General features: G+C 44.2%; 5 protein-coding genes. 1 reads left to right on the plus strand and 4 read right to left on the minus strand.

Annotation, left to right across the window (positions count from 1 at the left end; genetic code table 11):
• The 4 genes from deoA to Q0R17_RS19685 form a co-directional block, all read right to left on the minus strand.
• Positions 1 to 991, minus strand: a 991-nt coding sequence (gene deoA / locus Q0R17_RS19670) for a thymidine phosphorylase (protein ID WP_293938190.1), incomplete at its 3' end; no start/stop codon positions are given.
• Between the two features lie 109 nt (positions 992 to 1,100).
• Positions 1,101 to 1,877 carry a deoxyribose-phosphate aldolase gene (deoC, locus tag Q0R17_RS19675; RefSeq protein ID WP_293938192.1) on the minus strand — a complete coding sequence of 259 codons (777 nt, stop codon included), beginning with the start codon at positions 1,875 to 1,877 and terminating at the stop codon, positions 1,101 to 1,103.
• Between the two features lie 345 nt (positions 1,878 to 2,222).
• Positions 2,223 to 3,500, minus strand: coding sequence for a NupC/NupG family nucleoside CNT transporter (locus Q0R17_RS19680; protein WP_293938194.1), 1,278 nt, complete (start codon positions 3,498 to 3,500; stop codon positions 2,223 to 2,225).
• A 467-nt stretch (positions 3,501 to 3,967) separates the two neighbouring features.
• A complete protein-coding gene (locus Q0R17_RS19685) occupies positions 3,968 to 4,768 on the minus strand; it encodes an inositol monophosphatase family protein (protein ID WP_293938196.1) in 801 nt (266 codons plus the stop codon).
• A 276-nt stretch (positions 4,769 to 5,044) separates the two neighbouring features.
• Here Q0R17_RS19685 and Q0R17_RS19690 point away from each other — a divergent pair, with 276 nt between their 5' ends.
• Positions 5,045 to 6,271, plus strand: a complete 1,227-nt coding sequence (locus tag Q0R17_RS19690; protein WP_293938198.1) for a DUF262 domain-containing protein — start codon at positions 5,045 to 5,047, stop codon at positions 6,269 to 6,271.
• Positions 6,272 to 6,462 lie beyond the last annotated feature (191 nt).

Genomic DNA, 6,462 nt, shown 5'->3' on the forward strand with positions numbered 1-6,462 from the left:
CTGGCTTTTCAACAAAATCAATCGGCCCGCCAAGGCTGGCGATCATACGGCCAAATATTTCTGCGGCACGGCCGCTATCTAAGGCCACCATAAGCTTGCTTTCTGCCTCAGCCACATTCGCCGCCAATTTACCCAGCACCAACATTTCGCTACACAGCGCCATCGTTACTTGATGCAAACGCGCAGGGCGATATTTACCGCTGAGGTAATCCAAGGCACAGCGTACTTCAATAGCATTACCCGCACAGGGGGCGAGTGGTTCATTCATATCGGTGAGCAGCGCGGCGGTTGGCAGGCCTGCGCCATTGCCCACTTCTACAATGCTGTCTGCCAGCTCGCGCGATGCAGCCAGATTTGGCATAAATGCCCCGCTGCCCACTTTGACATCCATCACCAGCGCATCCAGCCCTGCCGATAATTTTTTCGACAGAATCGAGCTGGTAATCATCGCCACCGATTCCACTGTGGCGGTTACATCGCGAATCGCATAAAGGCGTTTATCGGCGGGGGCTAAATCACCGGTCTGACCGATAATCGCCACACCCACTTCACGCACGGTTTTGCGAAATAGCTCAATCGTTGGCTCGGTGTTGTAGCCAGGAATAGCATCAAACTTATCTAAAGTACCGCCGGTGTGGCCCAAGCCACGGCCAGAAATCATTGGCACAAAACCACCACAAGCCGCAATCATTGGCCCCAGCAGCAGGGAGACTAAATCGCCCACGCCACCGGTTGAATGTTTATCCAGCACTGGGCCAGGTAAATCTAAGCTGCGCCAATCCAAAACCTGCCCCGAATCACGCATCGCAAGGGTCAGCGCCACGCGCTCGTCAAGCGTCATGCCTTTAAAGTACACCGCCATCGCAAGGGCCGCGATCTGCCCCTCAGAAATGCTCTGATCGCTTATCCCGCGTACAAAAAAACGAATTTCATCACCGCTTAAAACATCGCCATTACGCTTTTTACGGATTATTTCTTGGGGCAAAAACATATAAACCTCTTTAATGCCATAACAAGCATTGATTCATCGTAGGGCGGGTGAAACCCGCGTTTTTTCAACATCACTCGCGGGTTTCACCCGCCCTACAAATACCAAGCCATCAATACGCCGATTTGGCCGTTGCACCTGCATCGTGGCCTAGGGTGGTCAGCAAGCTGCCCATCAGGCTGGATGCGCCAAAGCGGAAAGTCGCGGCTTGTGCCCAATCTGGCCCCATGATGCGATCAGCAATGGCTAAGTATTCCAGCGCATCTTGTGCGGTACGCACGCCGCCTGCAGCCTTAAAGCCAACCGCTTTACCGCTGTCTTTAATCGCCTGAATCATGATTTCTGCGGCTTCTTGAGTTGCATTGACTGGTACTTTACCGGTAGAGGTTTTAATAAAATGCGCGCCTGCAGCGATTGAAATTTCGCTGGCTTTACGAATCAGCGCTGGCGTTTTTAGCTCACCGCTTTCGATAATCACTTTCAAAATTTTGTCGCCAACGGCTGCACGGCTTTGCGCCACCACATCAAAGCCAACTTGCTCGTCCCCTGCCATCAGGGCACGCCATGGGAACACCACGTCCACCTCATCTGCACCATTAGCAATGGCAGCGGCTGTTTCAGCAGCCGCTTCAGCCGGTGTTGGCTCGCCCTTAGGAAAGTTAGTCACGGTGGCCACTGGAATATTTAAACCGTGAGCAGCTAATGCCGCTTTTGCAGTTGGTACAAATTGCGCATAAACACAGAGCGCAGCAGGGTTGCCGACAGGGGTTTTAGCCGATGCAGCCAATGCTTGAATTGAAGCCACGGTGTCAGAATCATTCAGTGCAGTTAAATCCATTAAATGCAAGCCACGCAGGGCTGCCGCACAGAGTTGATTTTGAGTTGTCATGATTATTCCTTTAACAATTGTTTGGGCGGTTCGCTTCAAAGATGAAGCTTGATCTTGATCTGAGCATGTTGGGTTACGCTTGTTTATTGCTAAATACGGCCAACAAACAAGCTAACCCAACCTACCCAACTAGCCACTAGGCTCTGTTGACTGGTATTTCACAAGGGAAAAATCAACAGAGCCATCGTTTAATGCTTTAAAACACCTAAAACTCAAATGACCTTGAGCCACAAGCACGGAAAAACCCAATACGGCTCAATATCTTGGTGATTTTGAGGCAATTTCTTAGTTTTCTCCGTGTTCTCTGTGTCCTCAGTGGTTCAAGATTTAGGTTTTCCTACTCACTTAAGCCATGCTGATAAACAAACCAGCAATGGTTGCACTCATCAGATTAGATAGCGTTGCAGCAGCCACCACGCGCAAGCCATAACGGCTTACTTCGGAACGGCGCTCTGGGGCTACCGAGCCAAAACCACCGGCCAAAATAGCAATTGAAGAGAAATTGGCAAAACCACACAGGGCAAAAGACAAAATCGCCAGTGTTTTAGCATCCAATACCTGCAAACCCGCTGCCGTTACAGATGCCGCGTCTTTAAGGTAAGGAGCCAAGCCCACAAAGGCCACAAACTCGTTCAAGATCATTTTTTGGCCGAGGAAGTTACCCGCCAGCGCCGCATGTTCCCAAGGCACACCAATTAAGTAAGCCAATGGCGAGAACACATAACCCAAAATCAGTTCCAGATTGTATTCTGGATGGCCAAACAAACCGCCCACACCTGCAACCAAGCCATTGACCAGCGCAATCAAGCCAATAAACGCCAGCAACATCGCGCCTACATTCAGTGCAATCTTCAGACCCACCGATGCACCTGCCGCACCCGCTTCGATCAGATTAGCTGGGCGCTCGTCGTCAAAAGTCAGGTCTTTAATTTCTACTGTGCTCTCTTCGGTGCTTGGACAAATGATTTTGGCAAATAACAAACCACCCGGAATCGCCATAAATGAAGCGGCAATCAGGTATTCCATTTTTACGCCAAGGCCTGCATAACCCGCCAATACCGAGCCAGCAATCGCCGCCATACCACTCGACATCACCGCAAACAGCTCAGGGCCGCTCATGGTTTTCATAAACGGCTTAACCACCGCAGGCATTTCGCTTTGACCCAAGAAAATAGTCGTTACCGCTGAAAAAGATTCCAGCTTGCTCACGCCCAACAGCTTTTGGAAGATCGTGCCCAGAATAGTCACAATCCAGCGCATTACACCAAGGTAGTAAAGCACTGAAATAAATGAAGTCATAAAAATAATCATCGGCAACACACGGAATGCAAACACAAATCCGCCATTACCAAACACTTCAAACATTTTTTTATCGACTAAGCCGCCGAATAAAAATGAGATCCCATGATTACCGTATTCCAGCACATGATTCACGGCATTAGCCACATTCAGCAAAATATCTTTACCAAGTGGGATAAACAGTACAATTGCGCCAATTGAAATCTGCGTAAGTAATGCGGCAATAATAATGCGGGGTTTAATTGCTTTTCTGTTCATTGAAAGCGCAAAAGCAATCAATAATAGAACAGCGATACCGATTAGGCTGCGTCCAACTTCAAACATCTTCGTCTCCTGAAATTTCACATACCGCTTTATTTAGCGTGCGCTGCGGCTTGTTTTTTACGGGTTTTCACTCAGCCTGCAATATAGGCTTGGCAATATTTGAAGAAATAAGGTGTTTTACTTATATGTCGACATCAAAAAAAAGAATGAATGTTTAGCAAATCAACTTATGTAAGCGAAATAGCTTATTTTCTAAAAAAATGGCAGCTCTGAATGTTTTTCACGCAGAAAAACTAAATTTATTTACCGATTATTAGGAAAAAATCAATTTTCTCTACTTCATTATTTCAAAATTAGTAAGTAAACGAATTTGCTGTTTTATTTGAGAGATATCAAAAAAGGCGCAAGCTTCGCAGCTAGCGCCTTTTTTCGAGCGATTAGGATGTACTTGTTTTTAAACTAAAGCAAACTACATCGTGCCATTTAAAAAATGATGGTTTAAATTTAATTTTCTTATTACATTTAATTCAGCGATTATTTCTAACCCATGCCAACCATGGTTTAAATAATTCTGGACAACGCGCCGCCACTACCGATCTTTGCCAGATATGATCTTGCCAGTAATTGTCTTGGTGAATGCTGGCAATCTGCCCGCCAGACTCCAGTAAAATCAGCACACCTGCAGCGTAATCCCATAATTTTTGTGAGCCATGCAGCATTAAATCGGTGCGCCCTGCCGCCAGCCAGCACCAATCGATCGTCGATGATCCATAATTGCGCAAGCTGCTAAAAGGGGCCACGCTGACCACCCGCGCTGGCAAGCGTCCGCCTAAATACTTAGGCTCCACTGCCGCTACCGCCTCACACAAAGACTTGGGGATCTCGGTGCGTAGCGGTAAAGATCGCCCATTCATCCACGCACCATAACCTGCGGCAGCTGAAAAGCACTCATCCAAAGCGGGCACATACACCACGCCCAACACCGGCCGCCCTTGGCGAAATAAGGCGATAGACACCGAAAAATGCGGCAAGCCGTGCACAAAATTGGTTGTGCCATCAATGGGATCAACAATCCACAGCCCATCCGCATGGTTTTCCCACAGCGCCTTTTGCTCGGCTACGCTCATTTCTTCGCCCAGCACAGGGCAATTTACAATTTTAGGGAGTTCACGCTGCAAAGCTGCTTGCGATGCCATATCGGCCTCGGTAAAGAGGCTGCCATCCTGTTTACGGCTTGACGCCACCAGCTGAAAACGCGGCATGATTTCTTCTGTAGCCACACGGCGGGCCAAAGCCACCAGATCAGATAAACGCTCAAAATCGCTCAAAATCTTCTCCCTGAGTTCAAGCCATTGTAAGGCAGTGAGATGACTTTGTTGCATATGCACATAAAATTAATCTTACTAAAGGACTTGCCAAATACATAACTTATTTAACAAAACATACACATGTGCAAGAATAAGTTATTGTATTTTTACAATCACTAACATAGATTCATAGTAAAATGCAGGCATCAGTTTTATAAATTACTCTCTATTTGAATGATTATCTCAATTAAAAAATATAAAAACACTCTTCAACTTTATACTTTATAGGCATTAAAAATGTCACATGAAACTTTTAAAGAAGACCTTTCAGAAAATGGAACTCTAACCGGTATCGAAGACAATGAGGAAGATGAGTTAATCCTAGAGCCTTTTGATCCAGACTCTATTTCAATTGATCAAAGAACAGTGCCAATGGATACTTTAATTCGCAGATTAAAACAAAAATCTATTCGTCTGAGTCCTAATTTTCAAAGAAATGAAGTTTGGGATGACACACGTCGAAGCCAGCTAATTGAATCTATAATGCTTAAAATACCGCTACCAATGTTTTATGTTGCTTCAAACGAAGAAGGTCAGTGGGAAGTTGTCGATGGATTACAAAGGCTTTCAACCATTAGAAATTTCATTCTTGGCGATGAAAAAGGGAATGAATTTAAACTAAAAAATCTCGAATTTTTAGGAAGCAAACTTAATAATAAAACTTATAAAAACATAGAAAGAGACTTAGATCAACAAAGATTAATAAATACAATAATGGAAACAGAAATGCGTTTCACCATTATTAACCCTGGTACGCCGGAAGCCGTAAAACGTAACATTTTCAAACGAATAAACACGGGAGGAATGCCATTAACTGTACAAGAAATTCGCCATGCTCTTTATCAAGGTAAGTCCTCAGATCTATTAGTAGACTTGGTTAATTCTGATGCCTTTAAACAAACCAATCACACTACATTTAATGACACGAGAATGGGAGCTAGAGAGCTAATACTTCGGGCAATTTCATTTATGCTTCTCTCCAGAAATGAATACAAACCAAGCATGGATAGTTGGCTAAGTAATACGATGCGTATTATTAATTGCATGCCTGAACTGGATCAAAAGAGATTAGAAAAAATATATCCAGATGGTCCAATACCAAACACAAAGATAAAATCCATTGAAATTTTAAAATTTAATTTCGAACTTGCAATGACACGTAGTAAAAAATTATTTGGATCTCATGCTTTTAGAAAATCATTACCTGGAGATAGGAAAGCCCCAATTAACAAAGCCCTTTTTGAGAGCTGGTCAAATATTTTGTGCGAATTAAATGATAATGATTTTGAAATGCTAGTTTTAAAAAAGGATATACTGTTTGAAGAATATAAAAAAATACTAAACAACTCTGATTTTAACAATGCCATTAGCCGTAATGCATCTCAAGCCAAAGAAATAGTTGAACGGTATCGCACACTAAACGAACTAATTACAGATACGCTAAAAGGACTTGACCATGATTAACAATATAAAACTAAAATCTTTTAAATCTTTTTCAGATACTAATATAAATTTAAACCTGATTATGTCTCTTGCTCCGGAACCCTTGATTTAGCAATTCGTGCGGCGTAAAGTGAACGAACGTTCTGCTTTACGGAGGTGAATCATGTCCGTCAATGGCATCCAAATGCAAAAGGGCTTGTCTTTGCCTGAGT

The organism is Iodobacter sp. (assembly GCF_025352645.1).
In the GTDB taxonomy this organism is placed as follows: Bacteria; Pseudomonadota; Gammaproteobacteria; order Burkholderiales; family Chitinibacteraceae; genus Iodobacter.

Bases quoted from the DNA above. Each gene is read 5' to 3' on its own strand.
- deoC (WP_293938192.1), bottom strand. From the start codon at position 1,877: ATGACAACTCAAAATCAACTCTGTGCGGCAGCCCTGCGTGGCTTGCAT.
- Q0R17_RS19690 (WP_293938198.1), top strand. From the start codon at position 5,045: ATGTCACATGAAACTTTTAAAGAAGACCTTTCAGAAAATGGAACTCTA.
- Q0R17_RS19680 (WP_293938194.1), bottom strand. From the start codon at position 3,500: ATGTTTGAAGTTGGACGCAGCCTAATCGGTATCGCTGTTCTATTATTG.